Here is a 1,565-nt window from a genome sequence, read left to right as displayed (position 1 = left end):
CGGCTCGATCAGACGCGCCAGAACCATCTGCTCAAAGGCCCGATCACCCCCAGTGGCGTCCCTCAGCCCCAGACGGGTGTAGACCCCGTGCAGAACGTCCCACATCAGGCCCGAGCGCTTGGAGGCCACCACCGCGTCAGTGCCGACCGGGGCTGAGGCCGTGAGGAGTCCCGAAACCGCCGGTGGCGTGGGAGTCAGCTCCAGGGCCAGCTGGTCCGGGGCAATGCGGTGCCGGCCGATCTCCATCAGAGCAGCCAGCTCGGCCTCAGTGTGGGCCGATCCCAGGTGCTCGATCACCTTGTCCCGGCGCCCTTCCTTGACCGCGATCTGCACCGCCATCGCCCCCGAGGCTGTCTTGACCTTACGCACAAACGGGCTCACCACCCCCACCCTACCGGCCCCTTAGTGTGCCAGCACACCCACAACCACCACGGAATACCAACGAAAAACCCACCTCAAAACCCAGACCCCACCAAACTGTCACGAGTCAGGTCAGGATCCGCAACGAGTCCTACTTGCTGGTCGGCTCGATCAGCCTGGCGGTAACGAGCTGGCGGAAGACCTCGTCAGCACCGTCGAGTCCGTCCAGCCCCACCGCCTTCCAGGCCGTCTCCAGGGCCTCCAGGCGCACCCCCATCCGGTTGGAGGTGATAGGTGCCATGCACCCACCCCCAGTCGGTGCCTGCGGTGCAGATCCTGCGTCGTTCTCGCTGTTCAGGCCCGGTAGGTCGAAGCTGAGCTGGCCGGCATTGAGCCGTTGCCTGGCGACCTCCTTAAGCACCGCCAGCTCGGCGTCGTCATGGGCTGAGCCAATGTGTTCGATATTGCGAACCCCCTTCCGGGAGGAGTGCACGATCTGCACCGCACGGGCCCCCGACGCCGTCCTGACCGTGCGAACGTACGGACTCATACCCCAACGTTAGTGCGCACCCCAACCCACGCAACCCCCGCAATCCCAACAACAACCAGCCCCCAGCAACCCAACCACCCCACAATGAGCCAAGTCAGGTCTGAGACGTGTGCTGACTACCCCTGTCTGAGCGAAAGATCGTCGCCCCCTTCTCAATGTAGGTGATATCACAGCAGAACTTCTTCCCGCGCTCGTCAGCGTCGACGTCCTGCCCGAGCAGGTCCGGTCGCCGATCGAGAAACTCAGCTGGCACGGTGGTAACCACCTTCGCTCGCGGCTGTGCGGCTTGCAGCCCCAGGTCGCGTATGATGGAGCGAACGGTCTCCCCGCGGAAAAGCACGCCGCACCGCTTCAGGATCACCTAAATCCTGTGATACCCGTGGGTGCAATCAGAGTCCTCAAAAACATCCCTAATCATCACAGCCAGCTCTTTTCTCCTAACCAAGGTCCGAGACTCGGGCCGGTGGTGCCAGGAGTAGTAACCGGACTTGGACACCCTCGACCATCGGACCTGAGTTGCGCAGTTTGGGTTGGTTGGTGTTTCAGGGTGGGGTTTTTCGTTGGAATGGTGGGGGTGAGGTGGTTGTTGTGGGGCACTAACCTGACTCGTGACACCTTGATGGGTTTTCGGTGACTCGGCGTGAGTTTTCGTTGG

General features: G+C 62.6%; 1 protein-coding gene and 1 pseudogene. Both read right to left on the bottom strand.

The window, feature by feature from the left end; translation table 11 throughout:
- Positions 1 to 381, bottom strand: a pseudogene (locus Q4P78_RS08620) (IS1634 family transposase); the annotation flags it as partial.
- A gap of 130 nt (positions 382 to 511) precedes the next feature.
- On the bottom strand, positions 512 to 910 hold the full coding sequence (locus Q4P78_RS08615) for a hypothetical protein (RefSeq protein WP_303339968.1): 399 nt from the start codon (positions 908 to 910) through the stop codon (positions 512 to 514).
- Positions 911 to 1,565 lie beyond the last annotated feature (655 nt).

Origin of the sequence: Rothia sp. (in: high G+C Gram-positive bacteria) (genome assembly GCF_030540545.1) — a bacterium.
GTDB lineage: Bacteria > Actinomycetota > Actinomycetes > Actinomycetales > Micrococcaceae > Rothia.
Note: the sequence above shows the minus strand (reverse complement) of the source record. Positions and strands in the feature narration are given on the sequence as shown.